The organism is Pseudomonas sp. RHF3.3-3 (assembly GCF_048069595.1).
GTDB lineage: Bacteria > Pseudomonadota > Gammaproteobacteria > Pseudomonadales > Pseudomonadaceae > Aquipseudomonas > Aquipseudomonas fuscovaginae_B.
The window spans coordinates 6,113,624-6,133,243 of record NZ_CP182250.1 but is presented as its reverse complement, the minus strand read 5'-3'; the positions used below and the strand labels follow the sequence as shown (position 1 = coordinate 6,133,243).

The 19,620-nt window shown below is 62.5% G+C and carries 25 protein-coding genes; 14 read left to right on the top strand and 11 right to left on the bottom strand.

The features are described from left to right. Window positions 1-8: 8 nt before the first annotated feature. Window positions 9-1,451 (top strand): metalloprotease TldD, encoded by a 1,443-nt coding sequence (tldD, locus tag ACMGT0_RS26955; protein ID WP_054061746.1) that lies wholly within the window; start codon window positions 9-11, stop codon window positions 1,449-1,451. A gap of 49 nt (window positions 1,452-1,500) precedes the next feature. Here the strand turns inward: tldD and yjgA are convergent, their stop codons facing one another. Next, window positions 1,501-2,022, bottom strand: a complete 522-nt coding sequence (gene yjgA, locus ACMGT0_RS26950; protein ID WP_054058960.1) for a ribosome biogenesis factor YjgA — start codon at window positions 2,020-2,022, stop codon at window positions 1,501-1,503. A gap of 122 nt (window positions 2,023-2,144) precedes the next feature. On the opposite strand from yjgA, the gene pmbA reads away from it, so the two are divergent. The 5 genes from pmbA to ACMGT0_RS26925 all read left to right on the top strand — a co-directional run bounded on the left by pmbA (window position 2,145) and on the right by ACMGT0_RS26925 (window position 6,513). Further along, a complete protein-coding gene (gene pmbA / locus ACMGT0_RS26945; RefSeq protein ID WP_416770508.1) occupies window positions 2,145-3,491 on the top strand; it encodes a metalloprotease PmbA in 1,347 nt (448 codons plus the stop codon). A gap of 177 nt (window positions 3,492-3,668) precedes the next feature. Beyond that, window positions 3,669-4,064, top strand: coding sequence for a hypothetical protein (locus ACMGT0_RS26940; RefSeq protein WP_054058962.1), 396 nt, complete (start codon window positions 3,669-3,671; stop codon window positions 4,062-4,064). Next, on the top strand, window positions 4,057-5,433 hold the full coding sequence (locus ACMGT0_RS26935; RefSeq protein WP_054058963.1) for a class II fumarate hydratase: 1,377 nt from the start codon (window positions 4,057-4,059) through the stop codon (window positions 5,431-5,433). Before ACMGT0_RS26940 ends, ACMGT0_RS26935 begins: the two co-directional genes overlap by 8 nt. A gap of 26 nt (window positions 5,434-5,459) precedes the next feature. Then, entirely contained in the window at window positions 5,460-5,900 is a 441-nt protein-coding gene (locus ACMGT0_RS26930) for a hypothetical protein (RefSeq protein ID WP_054058964.1), read from the top strand. A gap of 1 nt (window position 5,901) precedes the next feature. Continuing rightward, window positions 5,902-6,513 carry a superoxide dismutase gene (locus ACMGT0_RS26925; protein ID WP_054058965.1) on the top strand — a complete coding sequence of 204 codons (612 nt, stop codon included), beginning with the start codon at window positions 5,902-5,904 and terminating at the stop codon, window positions 6,511-6,513. A gap of 238 nt (window positions 6,514-6,751) precedes the next feature. Here the strand turns inward: ACMGT0_RS26925 and ACMGT0_RS26920 are convergent, their stop codons facing one another. From ACMGT0_RS26920 to ACMGT0_RS26875, 10 genes are all read right to left on the bottom strand, one after another. Beyond that, on the bottom strand, window positions 6,752-7,024 hold the full coding sequence (locus ACMGT0_RS26920; RefSeq protein ID WP_054058966.1) for an HPr family phosphocarrier protein: 273 nt from the start codon (window positions 7,022-7,024) through the stop codon (window positions 6,752-6,754). A 16-nt stretch (window positions 7,025-7,040) separates the two neighbouring features. Continuing rightward, window positions 7,041-7,898: an RNase adapter RapZ gene (gene rapZ, locus ACMGT0_RS26915; protein ID WP_017904305.1), complete on the bottom strand. Its 858-nt coding sequence runs from the start codon at window positions 7,896-7,898 to the stop codon at window positions 7,041-7,043. A 2-nt stretch (window positions 7,899-7,900) separates the two neighbouring features. Continuing rightward, a complete protein-coding gene (gene ptsN, locus ACMGT0_RS26910) occupies window positions 7,901-8,365 on the bottom strand; it encodes a PTS IIA-like nitrogen regulatory protein PtsN (RefSeq protein ID WP_029532608.1) in 465 nt (154 codons plus the stop codon). Window positions 8,366-8,374: 9 nt separating this feature from the next. Further along, window positions 8,375-8,680, bottom strand: a complete 306-nt coding sequence (hpf, locus tag ACMGT0_RS26905; protein WP_040064265.1) for a ribosome hibernation-promoting factor, HPF/YfiA family — start codon at window positions 8,678-8,680, stop codon at window positions 8,375-8,377. 79 nt (window positions 8,681-8,759) lie between these two features. Then, entirely contained in the window at window positions 8,760-10,256 is a 1,497-nt protein-coding gene (locus ACMGT0_RS26900) for an RNA polymerase factor sigma-54 (RefSeq protein WP_054058967.1), read from the bottom strand. A 194-nt stretch (window positions 10,257-10,450) separates the two neighbouring features. Further along, window positions 10,451-11,176 carry an LPS export ABC transporter ATP-binding protein gene (gene lptB / locus ACMGT0_RS26895; protein ID WP_054058968.1) on the bottom strand — a complete coding sequence of 242 codons (726 nt, stop codon included), beginning with the start codon at window positions 11,174-11,176 and terminating at the stop codon, window positions 10,451-10,453. Continuing rightward, window positions 11,176-11,721: a lipopolysaccharide transport periplasmic protein LptA gene (lptA, locus tag ACMGT0_RS26890; protein WP_054058969.1), complete on the bottom strand. Its 546-nt coding sequence runs from the start codon at window positions 11,719-11,721 to the stop codon at window positions 11,176-11,178. Before lptA ends, lptB begins: the two co-directional genes overlap by 1 nt. Then, window positions 11,708-12,280, bottom strand: coding sequence for an LPS export ABC transporter periplasmic protein LptC (gene lptC / locus ACMGT0_RS26885; RefSeq protein ID WP_054058970.1), 573 nt, complete (start codon window positions 12,278-12,280; stop codon window positions 11,708-11,710). The genes lptA and lptC overlap by 14 nt, the downstream gene beginning before the upstream one ends. Before the next feature lie 8 nt (window positions 12,281-12,288). Next, window positions 12,289-12,813, bottom strand: coding sequence for a KdsC family phosphatase (locus ACMGT0_RS26880; protein WP_054058971.1), 525 nt, complete (start codon window positions 12,811-12,813; stop codon window positions 12,289-12,291). Further along, the gene (locus ACMGT0_RS26875; RefSeq protein ID WP_054058972.1) at window positions 12,814-13,788 is read right to left on the bottom strand and encodes a KpsF/GutQ family sugar-phosphate isomerase; all 975 of its coding nucleotides are present in this window, start codon (window positions 13,786-13,788) and stop codon (window positions 12,814-12,816) included. Between the two features lie 290 nt (window positions 13,789-14,078). Between ACMGT0_RS26875 and ACMGT0_RS26870 the strand changes: the two genes are divergently transcribed. From ACMGT0_RS26870 to hisG, 8 genes are all read left to right on the top strand, one after another. Continuing rightward, a complete protein-coding gene (locus ACMGT0_RS26870) occupies window positions 14,079-14,888 on the top strand; it encodes an ATP-binding cassette domain-containing protein (protein ID WP_017904297.1) in 810 nt (269 codons plus the stop codon). Next, window positions 14,888-15,685 (top strand): lipid asymmetry maintenance ABC transporter permease subunit MlaE, encoded by a 798-nt coding sequence (gene mlaE / locus ACMGT0_RS26865; protein ID WP_017904296.1) that lies wholly within the window; start codon window positions 14,888-14,890, stop codon window positions 15,683-15,685. Before ACMGT0_RS26870 ends, mlaE begins: the two co-directional genes overlap by 1 nt. After that, entirely contained in the window at window positions 15,685-16,152 is a 468-nt protein-coding gene (mlaD, locus tag ACMGT0_RS26860) for an outer membrane lipid asymmetry maintenance protein MlaD (protein WP_017904295.1), read from the top strand. The genes mlaE and mlaD overlap by 1 nt, the downstream gene beginning before the upstream one ends. Before the next feature lie 11 nt (window positions 16,153-16,163). Continuing rightward, window positions 16,164-16,823 (top strand): MlaC/ttg2D family ABC transporter substrate-binding protein, encoded by a 660-nt coding sequence (locus ACMGT0_RS26855; RefSeq protein WP_054058973.1) that lies wholly within the window; start codon window positions 16,164-16,166, stop codon window positions 16,821-16,823. Next, window positions 16,816-17,121, top strand: a complete 306-nt coding sequence (locus ACMGT0_RS26850) for an STAS domain-containing protein (RefSeq protein WP_416770500.1) — start codon at window positions 16,816-16,818, stop codon at window positions 17,119-17,121. The genes ACMGT0_RS26855 and ACMGT0_RS26850 overlap by 8 nt, the downstream gene beginning before the upstream one ends. A gap of 115 nt (window positions 17,122-17,236) precedes the next feature. Beyond that, entirely contained in the window at window positions 17,237-17,476 is a 240-nt protein-coding gene (locus ACMGT0_RS26845; protein WP_017904292.1) for a BolA family protein, read from the top strand. Window positions 17,477-17,500: 24 nt separating this feature from the next. Continuing rightward, window positions 17,501-18,766 (top strand): UDP-N-acetylglucosamine 1-carboxyvinyltransferase, encoded by a 1,266-nt coding sequence (murA, locus tag ACMGT0_RS26840; protein WP_054061742.1) that lies wholly within the window; start codon window positions 17,501-17,503, stop codon window positions 18,764-18,766. Between the two features lie 166 nt (window positions 18,767-18,932). Continuing rightward, window positions 18,933-19,568, top strand: a complete 636-nt coding sequence (hisG, locus tag ACMGT0_RS26835) for an ATP phosphoribosyltransferase (RefSeq protein WP_054058976.1) — start codon at window positions 18,933-18,935, stop codon at window positions 19,566-19,568. Window positions 19,569-19,620: the final 52 nt, after the last annotated feature.

Sequence of the window (19,620 nt, the reverse complement as noted above, 5' to 3'; positions counted from 1 at the left end):
CAAAACCTATGAGCGAGTTGTTGTCCTCAGTCAGCGAACACCTGTTGGCGCCGGGTGGCGTGACCATCGAAAACCTTCAATCGGTCCTGGGTGACCTGGCCGGGCCCGGCATCGACGCCGCTGACCTGTATTTCCAGGGGCAGATTTCCGAGTCCTGGGCGCTCGAAGACGGTATCGTCAAGGAAGGCAGCTTCAACCTGGACCAGGGTGTCGGCGTACGCGCGCAATCCGGGGAAAAGACCGGCTTCGCCTATAGCAATGCCATCACCCTCGACGCCCTGGGCGCAGCCGCGCGTGCGGCCCGTTCGATCTCCCGTGCCGGGCAGAACGGCCGGGTGCAAGCGTTCTCCGCCCAGGACGTGGCACAACTCTATGCACCGGACAATCCGCTGGACGTCCTGACCCGCGCCGAGAAAGTCGAGCTGCTCAAGCGCATCGACGTCGCCACTCGCGCCCTCGACCCGCGTATCCAGCAGGTTTCGGTGAGCATGGCCGGTGTCTGGGAGCGCATTCTGGTGGCCTCTACCGACGGTGGCCTGGCGGCGGACGTACGACCGCTGGTGCGTTTCAACGTCAGCGTGATCGTCGAGCACAATGGCCGGCGCGAGCGGGGTGGCCACGGTGGTGGCGGGCGTACCGACTACCGTTATTTCCTCAGTGAAGACCGTGCCATGGGGTATGCCCGCGAGGCCTTGCGCCAGGCGCTGGTCAACCTGGAAGCGGTCCCCGCTCCGGCCGGTACACTGCCGGTGGTGCTCGGTTCCGGCTGGTCTGGCGTCCTGCTGCACGAGGCGGTCGGCCACGGCCTGGAAGGCGATTTCAATCGCAAGGGCAGTTCGGCCTACAGCGGACGGATGGGCGAAAGGGTCGCTTCGAGCCTGTGCACCATCGTCGATGACGGCACCCTGGCCGGCCGTCGCGGCTCGCTGAGCGTCGACGACGAGGGCACTGCGACCGAATGCACCACGCTGATCGAGAACGGCGTGCTCAAGGGCTACATGCAGGACAAGCTCAATGCCCGCCTGATGGGCGTCGCCCGTACCGGCAACGGCCGCCGCGAATCCTATGCGCACCTGCCGATGCCACGCATGACCAACACCTACATGCTCGGCGGCGAAAGCGACCCGGCGGAAATCATCGCCTCGGTGAAGAAGGGGATCTACTGCGCCAACCTCGGCGGCGGCCAGGTCGATATCACCAGCGGCAAGTTCGTGTTCTCCACCAGCGAGGCCTACCTGATCGAGGACGGCAGGATCACTGCGCCGGTCAAGGGGGCGACGCTGATCGGCAATGGGCCGGAAGCCATGAGTCGGGTGTCGATGGTTGGCAACGACCTGGCACTGGACAGTGGTGTGGGCACGTGTGGCAAGGATGGGCAGTCGGTGCCGGTGGGTGTTGGCCAGCCGACCCTGAAGATCGACGCGATCACCGTGGGCGGCACGGGCGCGTAGGGGCCGGAGCGCTTGGGTGGGCCGCTTGCCGGCCCACCCAGGTCGACACTCAGCGCAGGCCGCGTTGGGTGTCGTCCAGCTCCCGGATGTACTTGAAGACTTTACGGCTGGAAGCCGGTGGCTTGTTGTGTGCCAGTTCGTGCTGGGCCTGGCGGATCAGCGAGCGCAGTTGCTGGCGGTCCGCCTCGGGGTACTCGCTGACGAACTTTTCCAGGACGTCGTCGTTGCCCGTGATCAGGCGATCGCGCCAGCGTTCGAGGTTATGGAAGCGTTCATTGTACTGCTTGGTGGAGGCATCGACCTGGTCGAGCACCACCCGGATGGCGTCGATGTCCTGGTCGCGCATCAGCTTGCCGATGAACAGGATGTGCCGTTTGCGCGCGATATGCGCGGTGTGCTTCGGCGCATCGGCCAGGGCACGGCGCAAGCCGTCGGTCAGTGGCAGTTTTGCCAGCAGGTCAGGCTTGAGTGTGGTCAGTCGCTCACCGAGATCAACCAGAGCATGCAGCTCGCGTTTGACCTGGGATTTGCTTTTCTCCCCATCGAGGGAGTCGTCGTAAGAATCAACCATGGTGGCAGTCCGCAAAGAAACGCCGCCATGATAACCAGTCGGGGGCCGCTTGTCCGGCCCGCTCGTTCGATGAGCGTGACTGAAAGCTGCATTTGAGTGGAGAAAGCTGAGTGGAGAAGACCATGAGCGCAGCACAAAGCGTTGGCCCGCAGGCCTTGCCGGCCCTGCAGGAGCAGGTCGAGCAGATTCTTGCCGAGGCCAGGCGCCAGGGGGCCAGTGCCTGTGAGGTGGCGGTGTCCGTGGAGCAGGGGCTGTCGACGTCGGTGCGCCAGCGGGAAGTGGAAACGGTCGAGTTCAACCGTGACCAGGGCTTCGGTATCACCTTGTACGTGGGGCAGCGCAAGGGCTCGGCCAGCACTTCGGCCAGTGGCGCCGAGTCCATTCGCGAAACCGTCGCGGCGGCGTTGGCCATCGCCAGGCACACCTCCGAGGACGAGTGCTCCGGGCTGGCCGATGCGGCCCTGATGGCCAAGCAAATCAAGGATTTCGACCTGTTCCACGAATGGAACATCACCCCGGAGCAGGCGATCGAGCGGGCGCTGATCTGTGAAGCGGCGGCCTTCGACGCCGACAGTCGGATCCGTAACGCCGACGGCACCACGCTGAGCACGTCCCAGGGTTGCCGGGTGTACGGTAACAGCCACGGTTTCATCGCCGGCTCGGCGTCGACGCGCCATAGCCTCAGCTGCGTGATGATCGCCGAAGGCGATGGGCAGATGCAGCGTGACTACTGGTACGACGTCAATCGCCAGGGCGAGCTGCTGGCCGACGCTGTCAGCATTGGCCGCAAGGCCGCGCAGCGGGCGGCCAGCCGCCTGGGCGCGCGTCCGGTGCCGACCTGCGAAGTGCCGGTGCTGTTTTCGGCGGAACTGGCCGGTGGGTTGTTCGGCAGTTTCCTGTCGGCGATTTCCGGCGGCAACCTGTATCGCAAGTCGTCGTTCCTCGAGGGCGCGCTGGGGCAACGGCTGTTCCCGCAGTGGCTGACCATCGATGAGCGTCCACACCTGATGCGGGCCATGAGCAGTTCGGCCTTCGACAGCGATGGCCTGGCGACCTATGCCAAGCCGTTCGTCGAGAATGGCACGTTGGTGTCCTATGTGCTGGGCACCTACTCGGGACGCAAGCTCGGCCTGCCGAGCACCGCCAACGCCGGCGGCGTGCACAACCTGTTCGTCACCCATGGGATCGAGGACCAGGATGCCCTGATTCGCCGAATGGGGCGCGGCCTGTTGGTGACCGAGCTGATGGGGCATGGGCTGAACATGGTCACCGGGGACTATTCCCGTGGAGCGGCCGGTTTCTGGGTGGAGAATGGCGAGATCCAGTTCCCGGTTCAGGAAGTGACCATTGCCGGCAACCTGCGCGACATGTTCAAGCAGATCGTCGCCGTGGGCAGCGATCTCGAGCTGCGCAGCAACATCCGTACCGGCTCGGTGCTGATCGAGCGGATGACTGTCGCCGGTAGCTGATCCACCGCCGCAACCCGAACGAAAAGGCGCGTCGCTCAAGCGACGCGCCTTTTTTTGTGCCGACGCCACCCTGAGCGAGCCTGTCCCTCAAGGAGGGGGACAGGCTCGCTTCGTCAGCGTTGTTTTGATTATCAATATCGTATAATAATAAATCTCATTATCGAATGAGCCTGGGTCATGAGTTCTGCCTTGCATGAGCAACCCTATCTGGACAGCTGGCGCTGGATGAGCCGCCAGATCCGCTGCGCACTGCTGCCGGACGAGCCCCGGCTGATCGACCATTACCTCGCCGAGGGCCGCTACCTGGCCTGTTGCACACCCACTTCACCCTGGACCATCGCTGCAACGTCCTTTCGCCTGCTGCTCGACACGGCCACCGATACCGCGTTGCCCTGGCACTGGCGGTCGTTATGCCTGGACCAGGCCTGGCGGCCGTTGCGCGATCTGGAGCGCCAGGCGCTATGCAATTGCCGGCTGCGCCGCTGGCAAAGCTTTGCCTGGCAGTTGGCGAACTGCTCGCTGCTGCCTTCCATTCCCCTGACTGAACTGGTGCAAGGATTTCCCGATGAGTAATACCCGTATCGAACGCGACAGCATGGGCGAACTGCAGGTGCCGGCCGAGGCCCTGTATGGCGCCCAGACCCAGCGTGCCGTGGACAACTTCCCCATCAGCCACCAGCGCATGCCGACGCAGTTCATTCGTGCCCTGATCCTGGCCAAGGCGGCTGCGGCACAGGCCAACGTCGAGCTCAGGCAACTGAGCGCAGCCCAGGGCAAGGCCATCGTCGATGCCTGCCAGGGCCTGCTCGAAGGCGATTTCATGCTGCACTTCCCGGTGGATATCTATCAGACCGGCTCCGGCACCAGCTCCAACATGAACGCCAACGAGGTGATCGCGACCCTCGCCAGCCGTCTGCTGGGTGAGCCGGTCAACCCCAATGACCATGTCAACTGCGGCCAAAGCAGCAACGACATCATCCCCACCACCATCCATGTCAGCGCCGCACTGGCCCTGCACGAGCAACTGTTGCCGGCCCTGGCGCACCTGGTGCGGGTCACCGAGGCCAAGGCGGAGCAGGTTCATCCGTTCATCAAGACCGGTCGCACCCACCTGATGGACGCCATGCCGGTGCGTCTGAGCCAGGTGCTCGATGGCTGGGCGGCACAGCTCAAGGCCAACGTCCTGCATCTGCAGAACCTGCTGCCCAGCCTGCAATCCCTGGCCCAGGGCGGTACCGCGGTGGGTACCGGGATCAACGCGCACCCACAGTTCGCCGAACTGTTCAGTCGCCAACTGAGCGCCTTGACCCGTGTACCGTTCACGCCAGGTGGCAACCTGTTCGCCCTGATCGGCTCCCAGGATACCGCGGTCGCCGTTTCCGGCCAGTTGAAGACCACCGCGGTGTCGCTGATGAAGATCGCCAACGACCTGCGCTGGATGAACTCCGGCCCGCTGGCCGGCCTGGCCGAGATCGAGCTGGAGGCCCTGCAGCCCGGTTCGTCGATCATGCCGGGCAAGGTCAATCCGGTGATTCCGGAAGCGACCGCGATGGTCGCCGCCCAGGTGATCGGCAACGACGCGACGATTGCCGTGGCCGGCCAGTCGGGCAACTTCGAACTGAACGTGATGCTGCCGATCATTGCCCACAACCTGCTGGGCAGCATCGAGCTGCTGGCCAATGCCAGTCGTCTGCTGGCCGACAAGGCCATCGCCAGCTTCAAGGTCAACGAGGCCAAGCTCAAGGAGGCGCTGTCGCGCAACCCGATCCTGGTCACCGCGCTGAACCCGATCATCGGTTACCAGAAAGCCGCCGAGATTGCCAAGAAGGCCTATCAGCAAGGTCGGCCGATCATCGAGGTGGCGCTCGAACATACCGATCTGCCCCGTAGCCAACTGGAAACCCTGCTGGATCCGGAAAAGCTCACGGCCGGTGGCGTGTAATCCACTGCATTGTCTGGAGGTTCGTCATGGAACACTGGAGACGCACGATCGAAAGGGCCAATCGCTATTTCAACCTTGGCGAGCTGGTCGATGCCCGCGAGCACTACCTGCAGGCCCTGGCCCTGGCGCAGGTGTTGTTCGAGCGCTGGCCGGATGCGGAGGAGGCGGTGGCCGCCTGCGTGATTTCCCACCACAACCTGGCGGACCTGCACCTGCGCCTCAATCAGCCGGAAGAGAGCGTCGAGTACCTGTGCGCCATTCACCAGCGCCTGTTGCAGGCGATGCAGGACACTCGGCTTCCCGTCGCGCTGCGTGAGGCCGCGCTGCACCAGAGCAGCAAAACCTACGTCGAACTGCTGGCCTTCATTAGCGAGTACGGCGAGTACCCCCGCACCAGCCGCCTGCTGCACAGCCGGACGGCCTCCTCGGGCGCTGTCCCGTCGAGTCATCAACATGGAGTTCATTGAAATGCCCTACGCCTTGCCTGCGCTGCCCTACAGCTACGACGCCCTGGAACCGCATATCGATGCCAAGACCATGGAGATCCACTACACCAGGCACCACCAGACCTACGTCACCAACCTCAATGCGGCTGTCGAGGGATCGCAGTGGGCCGACTGGCCTGTCGAGGCGCTGGTGGCCGCGGTTGGCCAGTTGCCGGAGAACATGCGTCCGGCCGTGATCAACCATGGCGGCGGCCATGCCAACCACTCGCTGTTCTGGGCGGTGATGAGCCCGCTGGGGGGCGGCGAGCCGGAGGCGGCGCTAGGACGAGCCATCGACGAGCAACTGGGCGGCTTCGAGGCGTTCAAGGAAGCCTTCACCAAGGCCGCGCTGACGCGTTTTGGCAGCGGCTGGGCGTGGCTGAGCGTGACGCCGGAGAAAAAACTGGTGGTCGAGAGCAGTGGCAACCAGGACAGCCCGCTGATGAACGGCAATACGCCGATCCTCGGCCTGGACGTCTGGGAGCATGCCTATTACCTGCTGTACCAGAACCGTCGCCCGGAATACATCAATGCTTTCTACAACGTGATCAACTGGCCGGAAGTCGAACGGCGTTATCTCGCGGCCCTGGCGTAAGACAGACTACCCACAAGATCCAGAGCCGATGATGGAGACAGATGCCGTGGCAATGAGCAGAGGGCGGCGATTTCGCCAGGGAGTTGGCTGGCTGTTGTTGCTGGCTGGAGTGGTGCTGCTCGTTGCCCGGTTGTTCGGCTGGCTGGCGGGTGCCTGATCAGCGGCAGGTTATCCGCTGCAGGCAGGCCTGCTGCCCACCGCTGATGGGGGAGCGGGCTTGCCCGCTCCGCAGGGGGGGTTATTCGCCTTCGTCGAAGTAGTTGTTGATCAACGCCACCAACGCCGCCATGGCCTCGTCTTCCTGTTCGCCTTCGGTCTTTATGTGGATCCGGGTGCCCTTGCCCGCAGCCAGCATCATCATGGCCATGATGCTCTTGCCGTCGACCATGCTTTCGGGCGTGCGCCCGACCCGGATCTGGCAGGGATACTGGCCGGCAACGCCGACGAACTTCGCTGAAGCGCGGGCATGCAGGCCCAGCTTGTTGATGATTTCGATTTCCAGAGCGGGCATCGCGATGGTGATCCTTTCAGCTAAGGTCGCGGTGGCGGACCTGGACGTTCTTCAGGGACTGCTGCAACAACTGACCCAGGCGCTCGGTCAGGTAGACGGAGCGGTGGTGCCCGCCGGTGCAGCCAATGGCAATGGTGACGTAAGCACGGTTGCTGGCGGCGAAGCGTGGCAACCATTTGAGCAGGTAGCTGGAAATGTCCTGGAACATCTCCTCGACGTCCGGCTGTGCGGCGAGGTATTCGGCTACCGGCTGGTCGAGCCCGGACTGCTCGCGCAGTTCCGGTTTCCAATACGGGTTGGGCAGGCAGCGCACGTCGAACACCAGGTCGGCGTCCACCGGCATGCCGCGCTTGAAGCCGAACGATTCTACCAGAAATGCGGTGCCCGGTTCCGGCTGGTTCAGCAGCCGCAGCTTGATGGTATCGCGCAACTGGTAGAGGTTGAGATTGGTGGTGTTGACCTTGAGGTCCGCCAGGTCGGCAATCGGCCCCAGCAGGTTGCTCTCGTCGCGGATGGCTTCGGCCAACGAGCGGTTGGCGCTGCTCAGGGGGTGGCGTCGACGGGTCTCGGAGAAACGCTTGAGCAGGGTTTCCTCATCGGCATCCAGGTACAGCACGTCGCACTGGATATGTCGGCCGCGGACTTCGTCCAGCAGTTCGGGGAAACGTGACAGGTGGCTGGGCAGGTTGCGCGCGTCGATGGACACGGCGACCAGCGGTTGCGCCAGCTCGGTATGGATCAACGCCCGTTCGGCCAGTTCCGGCAGCAACCCGGCCGGCAGGTTGTCGATGCAGTAATAGCCGCTGTCCTCGAGTACGTCGAGGGCGGTGCTTTTACCTGAGCCGGAGCGGCCGCTGACGATGATCAAGCGCATGGTTACTGACCGTTCTGCACGTCCAGGACAACCTGATACAGGGCTTCATTGCTTGGTGCGCTACGCAGGCGGTCGCGCACCTCCTTGCGGTCCAGCATGCTGGCAATCTGCCGCAGCAGTTCCAGGTGCGCATCGGTGGCAGCCTGCGGGACCAGCAGCACGAACAGCAGGTCGACCGGGGCGCCGTCGATGGCGTCGAAATCGATAGGGGCGTCCAGGTGCATCAGGGCACTGATGGGCGCTTCGCAGCCCTTGAGCCGGCAGTGGGGGATGGCGATGCCATTGCCAAAGCCGGTGGAGCCGAGTTTTTCCCGGGCGATCAGGCTCTCGTAGACATCCTGCATCTCCAGATCGGGCACTTCGCGGCTGATCAGGTTGGCAATTTGTTCGAGTGCACGCTTTTTACTGCCGCCCGGCACGTTCACCAGGGAACGGCCGGGGGTCAGGATATTTTCAAGTCGAATCATGGGAGGGTGTTAACGACCCGTACCTTGGAGCAGGTGCAGGTTCTTTTCCTTGTGCTTTTTCAGTTGGCGGTCGAGCTTGTCGGTCAGCAGGTCGATTGCTGCATACATGTCGTCATGTTCTGCATTGGCAACCACCTCGCCGCCGTGGATATGCAAAGTGGCCTCGATTTTCTGCTTCAGTTTCTCGACGGCCATTGTCACCTGTACGTTGGTGATCTTGTCGAAGTGGCGTTCCAATCGGTCGAGTTTTTCACCGATATAGACACGCAGTGGTTCGGTCACTTCCAGTTGGTGTCCACTGATGTTGACTTGCATACAGCTTCTCCTTCGTTGCCAGTGCATAAAGCGGCAAGCCTGATGGCTTGCCACTGGAACGCTGTGGCACGCCCGGCGGTTACATCAACCGCTTCCGTTCGCTGGAAGGCGCGATTCCGAGGGACTCGCGGTACTTGGCGACGGTACGACGGGCGACCTGAATGCCTTGTGCCTCCAGTAAACCAGCGATCTTGCTGTCACTCAACGGCTTTTTCTGATTTTCCGCCGCCACCAGTTTCTTGATGATCGCGCGGATCGCCGTGGACGAGCATTCGCCGCCTTCGGAAGTGCTGACGTGGCTGGAGAAAAAGTATTTCAGTTCGTAGATACCGCGGGGGGTATGCATGAATTTCTGGGTGGTGACCCGGGAAATGGTCGACTCGTGCATGCCCACCGCTTCGGCGATGTCGTGCAGCACCAGCGGCTTCATCGCCTCGTCGCCGTACTCCAGGAAACCGCGCTGATGCTCGACGATCTGGGTGGCGACCTTCATCAGCGTCTCGTTGCGGCTCTGCAGGCTCTTGATGAACCAGCGCGCCTCCTGCAACTGGTTGCGCATGAAGGTGTTGTCGGCACTGGTGTCGGCACGGCGGACGAAGCCGGCGTACTGCGGGTTGACCCGCAGGCGTGGCACCGATTCCTGGTTCAGTTCCACCAGCCAGCGTTCGTTGTCCTTGCGCACGATCACGTCGGGGACCACGTACTCGGCTTCGGTCGACTCGATCTGCGAGCCGGGGCGCGGGTTGAGGCTCTGTACCAGTTCGATGACCTGGCGCAGTTCGTCTTCCTTGAGTTTCATGCGCCGCATCAACTGACTGTAGTCGCGGCTGCCCAGCAGGTCGATGAAATCGGTGACCAGGCGCTTGGCCTCGTTCAGCCAGGGGGTCTTGGCCGGCAGCTGGCGCAGTTGCAGCAGCAGGCATTCGCCGAGGTTGCGCGCGCCGATGCCGGCGGGCTCGAACTGCTGGATGCGATGCAGGACGGCCTCGATCTCGTCGAGTTCGATGTCCAGCTCCGGGTCGAACGCTTCGAGAATCTCTTCGAGGGTCTCGTCCAGGTAGCCCTGGTTGTTGATGCAGTCGATCAGGGTCACGGCGATCAGGCGATCGGTGTCGGACATCGGAGCCAGGTTCAGTTGCCACAGCAGGTGGCTTTGCAGGCTTTCGCCGGCCGAAGTGCGGGTGGTGAAGTCCCACTCGTCGTCATCGTTGCCGGGCAGGCTGCTGGCGCTGGTCTGGTAGACGTCTTCCCAGGCGGTGTCGACCGGGAGTTCGTTCGGAATGCGTTCGCTCCACTCGCCTTCGTCGATGTTGTCGACGGTGGGGGCGGTTTCCTGCTGGTAGGAGGTTTCCGGGATTTCGGGCGTGGTGTTCTGCTCGGCCTTGTCGGCCATTGGATCGCTGTTATCGAAGTCGTCGCCTTCTTCCTGGCGTTCGAGCATCGGATTGGATTCCAGGGCTTCCTGGATTTCCTGCTGAAGATCCAGGGTCGACAATTGGAGCAGGCGGATGGCCTGTTGCAGCTGCGGCGTCATCGTCAGCTGCTGGCCCATTTTAAGGACTAGCGATGGTTTCATGGCAGGGGCTTAACACCTTATTTGCCGGCGCGCATGCGCCATCCACTACAGGGCGCCGGAGCGCCAAACATAAGCAAATTATATGCCCGAAACCGGAGTGTTTGCCTAGAGCGCTGTAACAATAAAAAGCCGGAAAAAGCGGTGGTTTTTATCGAAAACTCATGCGCTCAGGCGGGTATTGGGTTCCCCGATGCTTACAGGCGGAACTCGTGGCCCAGATAGACTTCCTTGACCAGTTCGTTGGCCAGGATGGTTTGCGAATCGCCTTCGGCGATCAGTTGTCCATCGTTGACGATATAGGCGGTCTCACAGATATCCAGGGTCTCGCGGACGTTGTGGTCGGTGATCAGTACACCGATGCCCTTGGCCTTGAGGTGATGGATGATCTGCTTGATGTCGCCCACGGAAATCGGGTCGACACCGGCGAACGGTTCGTCCAGCAGGATGAACTTCGGCGCGGTGGCCAGGGCACGGGCGATTTCCACGCGGCGTCGTTCACCACCGGACAGGCTCATGCCGAGGTTGTCACGGATGTGGCTGATATGGAATTCCTGCAGCAGGCTTTCCAGCTCCTTGCGACGGGCGGCCTTGTCGAGGTCCTTGCGGGTCTCGAGGATCGCCATGATGTTGTCGGCCACCGACAGCTTGCGGAAAATCGAGGCTTCCTGGGGCAGGTAGCCGATCCCGGCGCGGGCGCGGCCGTGCATCGGCTGGTGGCTGACGTCCTGGTCGTCGATCAGCACGCGACCCTGGTCGGCCTGGACCAGGCCGACGATCATGTAGAAACAGGTGGTCTTGCCAGCACCGTTGGGGCCGAGCAGGCCGACGATCTGTCCGCTTTCGATCGACAGGCTGACGTCACGCACGACCTGGCGACTTTTATAGGCCTTGGCCAGATGCTGGGCTTTCAGAATTGCCATTACTGGGCCTTGTGCTCGTCAGTTTTCTTTTTCGGCTGGATAACCATGTCGATGCGCTGGCGCGGCGTGGTGATCGGGCTGCCGTTGGCGCGACCGGCGGTTGCCACCTGTTTCACCGTGTCGTAGACGATCTTCTCGCCTTCGGTGGTGTTGCCTTCGTTGACCACCTTGGCCTGGTCGATCAGGACGATGCGGTTCTGCTGGGCATGGTACTGGATGGTCTTGCCGTAGCCGCGGACCGGCTGCGGGTCGGTGGCTTTCTGCTTCTGCTCGAAGTAGGCCAGGTTGCCCACGGAGGTCACCACGTCGATGGCGCCGTCCTTGGTCCGGGTGAGCGTCACGGTGTTGCCCTTAACGATCATCGAACCCTGAGTGATGATGACGTCGCCCTTGTAGGTGGCGATGCCCTGCTTGTCATCCAGTTGAGCGTCGTCAGCTTGAATGCGGATGGGCTGCTCGCTGTCGTTCGGCAGAGCCCAGGCGCTCACGCTTCCCAGTGCTGCGCCCAGGCTGAGCAAAATAGGGAGGGTTTTAACGAGACTCATACTGTCCTCTTACGTTCGATAGCAGGTGCATCCTGCTTTCTTCCAGATAGGCTTTCATGCCCTTGCCCGTGGTCACGCCGTTGGGGCCGTCGATTCTAACGGCTTGCTCGGTCTGCGCATATTGCTTCTGTGGGAATACTGTCATCCGGGTCGTGGTAATGATGACATGGCGCTGTTTTTCGTCGGTGCGCGCGACCCGCACCGAGTCGATCAGCTCGACCTCGGTGCCGTCCGGGTTGACCTCGGCGCGTTCGCTCTGGACGTGCCAGGGGAACGCGGTGCCGCGGTAGACCTGCAGGTCCGGCTTGGTCACCAGGGTGACGTCGGAAACCTTGAGATGCTCGACCTTGTCACCGGTCATGTCGTACTGCACCTTGCCGTCGGGCATGTACTGGACGCTATGGGCATTGATCGCATAGTAGTCGATGGCATTGTTGTCCACCGGTGCGGCCGTCTGTTCCAGGAAGCGTTCCGGGCTGATGTTCCAGTAGCCAACGGCCGCGAACAGGGCGGCAATGACTCCGAACAGCAGAATGTTGCGAATCTTCTTGTTCAGCATAAAAGGCTCTACAGGTAGGCGGCGTGGGCCGCTTCAAGGCTGTCCTGGGCGCGCAGGATCAGCTCGCAGAATTCGCGCGCGGCGCCCTCGCCGCCACGTGCCTGGGTCACGCCGTGGGCGTGTTCGCGCACGAAGCTCGCGGCATTGGCCACGGCCATGCCCAGGCCGACGCGGCGGATCACCGGCAGGTCAGGCAGGTCGTCGCCCAGATAGGCGACCTGTTCATAGTCTAGGCCGAGTTGGGCGAGCAGGGCGTCAAGCACCACCAGCTTGTCTTCGCGGCCCTGGAACACATGGGGGATGCCCAGGTTCCTGGCGCGTCGCTCGACCAGCACGGTCTTGCGGCCGCTGATGATAGCGGTTTGCACGCCAGCCGCCATCAGCATCTTGATACCCTGGCCGTCCAGGGTGCTGAACGACTTGAACTCGCTGCCATCCTCGAGGAAGTACAGGCGACCGTCGGTAAGGACGCCGTCGACGTCGAATACCGCCAGCTTGATGTTCTTGCCGCGTTGCAGCAGATCAGTGCTCATTTACATTACTCCGGCGCGCAGCAGGTCGTGCATGTTCAAGGCGCCGACCGGGCGATCCTCGTCATCGACCACCACCAGGGCGCTGATTTTATGGTCTTCCATGATCTTCAGGGCCTCGGCGGCGAGCATCTCGGCCCGGGCGGTCTTGCCGTGAGGGGTCATGACCTCTTCGATCAGGGCGCTGTGGATGTCGATGGTGCGATCCAGGGTGCGACGCAGGTCGCCATCGGTGAAGATCCCGGCGAGGCGACCGTCGGCTTCGACGATCACGGTCATGCCCAGGCCCTTGCGAGTCATTTCCATCAGCGCGTTTTTCAGCAGGGTACCGCGCAGCACCTGTGGCAACTCGTCGCCGGCGTGCATGACGTTTTCCACTTTCAGCAGCAGGCGCCGCCCCAGGGCACCGCCCGGATGGGAGAACGCGAAGTCTTCGGCGGTGAAACCACGGGCTTCGAGCAGGGCGACGGCCAGGGCATCGCCCATCACCAGGGCTGCGGTGGTCGACGAGGTGGGTGCCAGGTTCAGCGGGCAGGCCTCGTGTTCGATGCGGGCGTTGAGGTTGACTTCGGCGGCCTTGGCCAGCGGCGAGTCCGGGTTGCCGGTCAGGCTGATCAGCTGGATGCCCAGGCGCTTGATCAGCGGCAGCAGGGTGACTATTTCCGAGGTCGAGCCGGAGTTCGACAGGGCCAGGATGACGTCATCGCGGGTGATCATGCCCATGTCGCCGTGGCTGGCTTCGGCCGGGTGGACGAAGAAGGCCGGGGTGCCGGTGCTCGCCAGGGTCGCGGCGATCTTGTTGCCGATGTGCCCGGACTTGCCCATGCCGAGCACGACCACGCGGCCCTTGCTGGCCAGAATCATCTCGCAAGCGCGTACGAAATCTGCGTCGATGTGGGCCAACAAGCCTTCCACGGCTTCTACTTCGAGGCGGATGGTGCGTTGTGCCGATTGAATCAGGTCGCTGGATTGGCTCATGTCAGAAATCGTATAGCCCGATGAAAAGGCGCGATTATAGCGGTAATGAGCAATTCCCTCACGCTTGATCGTTGCTCTTTACGCCGTGGGTGTAGGAGGCGGCTGTCAGTTTTCGCTCGGGTGTGTGTCAAAACCGACTGTCCCTCGCCTGAACAAGCGCGGCTTCGGCCTTGGGCGGCTCGTATCAGCAGTGATATAGTTCGCGACCAGTTCGGCCCGCTCAGGATGTGCGCACCTCTTTTTACAGGGGCCTGGTGTCCGAGACAGAGGCTGCATCGCAAGGAGTCTAGATGAGCGTCGATAACGCCTACGCGGTCGAGCTGAAGGGGGTTACCTTCAAGCGCGGCGCGCGCAGCATCTTCAATAATGTCGATATTCGCATTCCGCGGGGCAAGGTCACCGGCATCATGGGGCCCTCCGGATGTGGCAAGACCACCCTGTTGCGGTTGATGGGCGCGCAGTTGCGCCCCAACAGCGGCGAGGTCTGGGTCAACGGCCGGAACCTGCCGGCGCTGTCGCGCAGCGACCTGTTCGACTCGCGCAAGCACATGGGCGTGCTGTTCCAGAGCGGGGCGCTGTTCACCGATCTGGATGTCTTCGAGAACGTCGCCTTTCCGCTGCGGGTGCACACCGAGCTGCCGGAGGAGATGATTCGCGACATCGTCCTGCTGAAACTGCAGGCCGTTGGCCTGCGCGGCGCGGTCGACCTGATGCCCGACGAGCTTTCCGGCGGCATGAAGCGGCGCGTGGCCCTGGCACGGGCGATCGCGCTGGATCCGCAGATCCTCATGTACGACGAGCCGTTCGTCGGCCAGGACCCGATCGCCATGGGCGTGCTGGTGCGGCTGATCCGCCTGCTCAACGATGCCCTGGGCATCACCAGCATCGTCGTCTCCCATGACCTGGCGGAAACCGCGAGCATCGCCGACTACCTGTATGTGGTGGGGGACGGGCAGGTGCTGGGCCAGGGCACGCCCGAAGAACTGATGAATGCCGATAACCCGCGCATTCGCCAGTTCATGACCGGCAATCCGGATGGTCCCGTGCCGTTCCATTACCCGGCGCCGGATTACCGCGCAGATCTGTTGGGGAAGCGCTGATGCGCAAGCATTCATTGATCGAGAGAATTCGTCTGTTCGGGCGTTCGGGCATCGACGTGCTCGCGGTGCTCGGGCGTTCGACGCTGTTTCTGTTTCACGTGCTGTTCGGCCGTGGCGGCATCGGCGGCGGTTTCGGCCTGCTGGTCAGGCAGTTGCACGCCGTGGGTGTCATGTCGCTGGTGATCATCGTCGTATCCGGGATCTTCATTGGCATGGTGCTGGCGCTGCAGGGCTTCAATATCCTGTCCAGCTACGGTTCCGAGCAGGCGGTGGGGCAGATGGTCGCCCTGACGCTGCTGCGCGAGCTGGGGCCGGTGGTCACCGCCTTGCTGTTCGCCGGCCGTGCCGGCTCGGCCCTGACCGCAGAAATCGGCAACATGAAATCCACCGAGCAGCTTTCCAGCCTGGAAATGATCGGTGTCGATCCGCTCAAGTACATCGTCGCGCCCCGGTTGTGGGCCGGCTTCATTTCCCTGCCGCTGCTGGCGATGATCTTCAGCGTGGTCGGCATCTGGGGCGGTTCGTGGGTGGCGGTGGACTGGCTGGGCGTCTACGACGGCTCCTACTGGGCCAACATGCAGAACAGCGTGACCTTCAACGGCGACGTGCTGAAGGGGATTGTCAAGAGCATCGTGTTCGCCTTCGTGGTGACCTGGATTGCCGTGTTTCAAGGCTACGACTGCGAGCCCACTTCGGAAGGGATCAGCCGTGCCACTACCAAGACCGTGGTCTATGCCTCCCTGGCAGTACTCGGCCTGGACTTTATTCTGACCGCCTTGATGTTTGGAGATTTCTGATGCAAAACCGCACCCTGGAAATCGGTGTCGGCCTTTTCCTGCTGGCCGGCATCCTGGCTTTGCTGTTGCTGGCATTGCGGGTCAGTGGGCTATCCCCTACGGCAAATACTGAAACATATAAACTTTACGCGTACTTCGACAATATCGCCGGTTTGACTGTCAGAGCCAAGGTGACCATGGCCGGTGTGACCATCGGCAAGGTCACGGCGATCGATCTGGACCGCGACAACTTCACGGGGCGGGTGACCATGCAAGTCGACAAGAGCGTGAACAACCTGCCGACTGACTCGACCGCGTCCATCCTCACCGCGGGTTTGCTCGGTGAGAAGTACATCGGTATCAGCGTGGGCGGGGAAGACACCCTGCTCAAGGATGGCGGAACCATCCATGACACCCAGTCGGCGCTGGTACTGGAAGATCTGATCGGTAAATTCCTGCTCAATACCGTTAATAAAGACGCCAAATGAGGAGTTTTTCCATGATCTCTATCTTGCGCCGTAGCCTGCTGGTATTGCTTGCGGCGTTGCCGCTGATGGGCAATGCCGTGGCGGCTCCTTCTGCCCACGACCTGGTGCAGGACACCACCAACAAGATGCTCGCCGATCTCGCGGCGAACCGGGAGAAGTACAAGCAGAACCCGGGTGACTTCTACAACTCGCTGAACGCCATTGTCGGCCCGGTGGTGGACGCCGAAGGCATTTCCAAGAGCATCATGACCGTCAAGTACTCGCGCAAGGCAACGCCCGAGCAGATGGCCCGCTTCCAGGAAAACTTCAAGCGTGGCCTGTTCCAGTTCTATGGAAACGCGCTGCTCGAGTACAACAACCAGGGCATCACCGTCGATGCGCCCAAGGACGAGTCGGGTGACCGCACCAGCGTCGGCATGACTGTCAAGGGCAACAACGGCGCGATCTATCCGGTTTCCTACACCCTTGAGAAGATCAACGGCGAATGGAAACTGCGCAACGTGATCATCAACGGCATCAACATCGGCAAGCTGTTCCGTGACCAGTTCGCTGACGCGATGCAGCGCAACGGCAACAACCTGGACAAGACCATCGACGGCTGGGCGGGTGAGGTGGAGAAGGCCAAGGCCGAATCCGAGAAGAACCCGCAGAAGGATAGCGGCGGTGAGTGAGGCCAGCATTCGCCTGGGTGAGGCGGGTGAACTGCACCTGGCCGGCGTGCTCGACTACAGTACCGGCGCGGCCTTGCGCAAGCAGGGGCAGGTGCTGATCGAGTCGAGCGACGCCGCGGCGCTGGTGGTCGATTGTTCGGCGGTGGAGAAGTCCAGCAGCGTCGGCCTGGCCCTGCTGCTGGCCTTCATGCGCGATGCGGCCAGGCTTGGCAAGTCCTTCAGCATCCGGGGCATGTCCCGGGAAATGCGCGAAATCGCCGAGGTTTCCGAACTGACGGAACTGCTGGGCGTTCAATAATTGGCGCAAGGCTCGAAGCCCCCCGTCAGAGTCCTGCTCATGCGGGGTTCGCAGGCGCGGGGCTTTTTTGTATCATGACCGACCCGCGCGCGTTGGGCGCCGATCGAGGTTGAGCATGCAGGCCACCGAAGTAAAAAGCTTCCTTGAAGAAAAGCTGCCAGGAACCCAGGTTGAAGTTGAGGGCCAGGGCTGCAACTTCCAGTTGAATGTGATCAGTGACGAACTGGCGGCCTTGAGCCCGGTAAAGCGTCAGCAGAGCATCTATGCGCATTTGAACCCATGGATCGCCGATGGCAGCATCCATGCGGTCACCATGAAATTTTTCAGCAGCGCGGCCTGGGCCGAGCGCACCTGAGCCTGAATTGGCGTCGAGATTCCTATGGATAAACTGATTATTACCGGCGGCGTTCGTCTTGATGGCGAAATCCGCATCTCCGGGGCAAAGAACTCCGCCCTGCCGATTCTGGCTGCCACCTTGCTGTGCGATGGCCCGGTCACCGTGGCCAACCTGCCGCACCTGCACGACATCACCACCATGATCGAGCTGTTCGGGCGCATGGGCATCGAGCCTGTGATCGACGAAAAGCTTGCCGTGGAAATCGATCCGCGCACCATCAAGACCCTGGTGGCGCCGTACGAGCTGGTGAAGACAATGCGTGCGTCGATCCTGGTACTGGGCCCGATGGTTGCCCGTTTCGGTCAGGCCGAAGTGGCCCTGCCGGGCGGCTGCGCCATCGGCTCGCGTCCGGTCGACCTGCACATCCGCGGCCTGGAAGCCATGGGCGCGGTGATCGACGTCGAGGGCGGCTACATCAAGGCCAAGGCGCCGGAAGGCGGCCTGCGTGGCGCGAACTTCTTCTTCGATACCGTCTCCGTGACCGGTACCGAGAACATCATGATGGCCGCGGCCCTGGCCCGCGGTCGCAGCGTGCTGCAGAACGCCGCGCGCGAACCGGAAGTGGTCGACCTGGCGAACTTCCTCAATGCCATGGGCGCGAAGATTTCCGGCGCCGGCTCCGACACCATCACCATCGACGGTGTCGAGCGCCTGCATTCGGCGAACTACAAGGTCATGCCTGACCGCATCGAGACCGGCACCTACCTGGTGGCGGCCGCTGTCACCGGTGGCCGGGTCAAGGTCAAGGATACCGATCCGACCATCCTCGAAGCGGTCCTGGAAAAGCTCAAGGAATCCGGCGCGGTCATCACCACCGGCGAGGACTGGATCGAGCTGAACATGCATGGCAAGCGGCCGAAGGCGGTCAACGTGCGCACCGCGCCGTATCCGGCGTTCCCGACCGACATGCAGGCCCAGTTCATCTCCCTCAACGCGATTGCCGAAGGCACTGGCGCGGTGATCGAGACCATCTTCGAAAACCGCTTCATGCACGTGTACGAACTGCACCGCATGGGTGCCAGGATCCAGGTCGAGGGTAACACCGCGATCGTCACCGGCACTGAAGTCCTCAAGGGTGCTCCGGTCATGGCCACCGACCTGCGGGCGTCGGCCAGCCTGGTGATTTCGGCGCTGGCCGCCGAAGGCGACACCCTGATCGACCGGATCTACCACATCGACCGTGGCTACGAGTGCATCGAAGAGAAGCTGCAGATGCTGGGTGCCAAGATCCGTCGCGTTCCGGGCTAGCCATTGCGGGTGACGGTCCGGCTCCGCCCTGGCTGGAGCCGGCTTGCTGGCGATCGCGGTGTGTCACTGACCCATCGCGATCGCCAGCGAGCCGGCTCCTACAGGGAATGCGCTTCGGTCTGTTAGAGTGTTGCAATATCCTGAATTGAAGGACCTAGGTTTCCCCATGCTGACCATTGCACTGTCCAAGGGCCGTATCCTCGACGATACCCTGCCGTTGCTCGCCGAGGCGGGTATCGTGCCCACCGAGAATCCGGACAAGAGCCGCAAGCTGATCATTCCGACGACCCAGGAGGATGTCCGCCTGCTGATCGTTCGTGCCACCGACGTGCCGACCTATGTCGAGCATGGTGCAGCCGACCTCGGCGTCGCCGGCAAGGATGTGCTGATGGAGTACGGCGGCCAGGGACTGTACGAGCCGCTGGACCTGCAGATCGCCCGCTGCAAGCTGATGACCGCTGGCGCCGTCGGTGCGGTCGAGCCCAAGGGCCGGCTGCGGGTGGCGACCAAGTTCGTCAATGTCGCCAAGCGCTACTACGCCGAGCAGGGCCGTCAGGTCGATATCATCAAGCTGTATGGCTCGATGGAGCTGGCGCCGCTGATCGGCCTGGCCGACAAGATCATCGACGTCGTCGACACCGGCAACACCCTGCGGGCCAACGGCCTGGAACCCCAGGAACTGATTGCGACCATCAGCTCCCGCCTGGTGGTGAACAAGGCCTCGATGAAGATGCAGCACGCCCGTATCCAGTCCCTGATCGACACCCTGCGCAAGGCAGTGGAGTCGCGACACCGTAGCTGACACACATGCGCGGCCCTGAGCCGCGCCCATCTATCCGTGTCATAGCCGGAAT

Bases quoted from the DNA above. Each gene is read 5' to 3' on its own strand.
- tldD (WP_054061746.1), top strand. From the start codon at position 9: ATGAGCGAGTTGTTGTCCTCAGTCAGCGAACACCTGTTGGCGCCGGGT.
- yjgA (WP_054058960.1), bottom strand. From the start codon at position 2,022: ATGGTTGATTCTTACGACGACTCCCTCGATGGGGAGAAAAGCAAATCC.
- pmbA (WP_416770508.1), top strand. From the start codon at position 2,145: ATGAGCGCAGCACAAAGCGTTGGCCCGCAGGCCTTGCCGGCCCTGCAG.
- ACMGT0_RS26940 (WP_054058962.1), top strand. From the start codon at position 3,669: ATGAGTTCTGCCTTGCATGAGCAACCCTATCTGGACAGCTGGCGCTGG.
- ACMGT0_RS26935 (WP_054058963.1), top strand. From the start codon at position 4,057: ATGAGTAATACCCGTATCGAACGCGACAGCATGGGCGAACTGCAGGTG.
- ACMGT0_RS26930 (WP_054058964.1), top strand. From the start codon at position 5,460: ATGGAACACTGGAGACGCACGATCGAAAGGGCCAATCGCTATTTCAAC.
- ACMGT0_RS26925 (WP_054058965.1), top strand. From the start codon at position 5,902: ATGCCCTACGCCTTGCCTGCGCTGCCCTACAGCTACGACGCCCTGGAA.
- ACMGT0_RS26920 (WP_054058966.1), bottom strand. From the start codon at position 7,024: ATGCCCGCTCTGGAAATCGAAATCATCAACAAGCTGGGCCTGCATGCC.
- rapZ (WP_017904305.1), bottom strand. From the start codon at position 7,898: ATGCGCTTGATCATCGTCAGCGGCCGCTCCGGCTCAGGTAAAAGCACC.
- ptsN (WP_029532608.1), bottom strand. From the start codon at position 8,365: ATGATTCGACTTGAAAATATCCTGACCCCCGGCCGTTCCCTGGTGAAC.
- hpf (WP_040064265.1), bottom strand. From the start codon at position 8,680: ATGCAAGTCAACATCAGTGGACACCAACTGGAAGTGACCGAACCACTG.
- ACMGT0_RS26900 (WP_054058967.1), bottom strand. From the start codon at position 10,256: ATGAAACCATCGCTAGTCCTTAAAATGGGCCAGCAGCTGACGATGACG.
- lptB (WP_054058968.1), bottom strand. From the start codon at position 11,176: ATGGCAATTCTGAAAGCCCAGCATCTGGCCAAGGCCTATAAAAGTCGC.
- lptA (WP_054058969.1), bottom strand. From the start codon at position 11,721: ATGAGTCTCGTTAAAACCCTCCCTATTTTGCTCAGCCTGGGCGCAGCA.
- lptC (WP_054058970.1), bottom strand. From the start codon at position 12,280: ATGCTGAACAAGAAGATTCGCAACATTCTGCTGTTCGGAGTCATTGCC.
- ACMGT0_RS26880 (WP_054058971.1), bottom strand. From the start codon at position 12,813: ATGAGCACTGATCTGCTGCAACGCGGCAAGAACATCAAGCTGGCGGTA.
- ACMGT0_RS26875 (WP_054058972.1), bottom strand. From the start codon at position 13,788: ATGAGCCAATCCAGCGACCTGATTCAATCGGCACAACGCACCATCCGC.
- ACMGT0_RS26870 (WP_017904297.1), top strand. From the start codon at position 14,079: ATGAGCGTCGATAACGCCTACGCGGTCGAGCTGAAGGGGGTTACCTTC.
- mlaE (WP_017904296.1), top strand. From the start codon at position 14,888: ATGCGCAAGCATTCATTGATCGAGAGAATTCGTCTGTTCGGGCGTTCG.
- mlaD (WP_017904295.1), top strand. From the start codon at position 15,685: ATGCAAAACCGCACCCTGGAAATCGGTGTCGGCCTTTTCCTGCTGGCC.
- ACMGT0_RS26855 (WP_054058973.1), top strand. From the start codon at position 16,164: ATGATCTCTATCTTGCGCCGTAGCCTGCTGGTATTGCTTGCGGCGTTG.
- ACMGT0_RS26845 (WP_017904292.1), top strand. From the start codon at position 17,237: ATGCAGGCCACCGAAGTAAAAAGCTTCCTTGAAGAAAAGCTGCCAGGA.
- murA (WP_054061742.1), top strand. From the start codon at position 17,501: ATGGATAAACTGATTATTACCGGCGGCGTTCGTCTTGATGGCGAAATC.
- hisG (WP_054058976.1), top strand. From the start codon at position 18,933: ATGCTGACCATTGCACTGTCCAAGGGCCGTATCCTCGACGATACCCTG.